1 protein-coding gene is annotated in these 344 nt (G+C 34.3%); it reads right to left on the reverse strand.

The features are described from left to right. The coding region (locus SB765_RS28515; protein ID WP_410932344.1) for a PAS domain S-box protein at nucleotides 1-344 on the reverse strand (344 nt) is incomplete at both ends.

The following is a 344-nucleotide window of genomic DNA, read 5'->3' on the forward strand; positions in this document are numbered from 1 at the left end:
CGATATTGTCGCTCTTTTTCAATTAAGCTTTGTTGTAATGCTTTTTGTTCAGTTAAATCGGTAATAAAGCCAACAAATAGTGTTTCAGTTTGCAATTGCTTTACTTCACCAATCCCTAGTCGAATTGGAAATTGATGACCATTTTTATGTTTTGCCCACACATCACGATTAACGCCAATCACACGCTTTACTTCATGGTTTGTGGTGTTTTTTAAAAAAGCATCGTGTTGATTAGCAATATCATCAGCCATCAATATTTTTACATTTAGGCCAATGACCTCATTATCTTTCCAGCCAAAAATCGTTTCTGCGGCCTTATTAAAACTTAAAATGGTACCTTTAAT

Source organism: Pseudomonas sp. SIMBA_067 (assembly GCF_046534675.1).
GTDB lineage: Bacteria > Pseudomonadota > Gammaproteobacteria > Pseudomonadales > Pseudomonadaceae > Aquipseudomonas > Aquipseudomonas putida.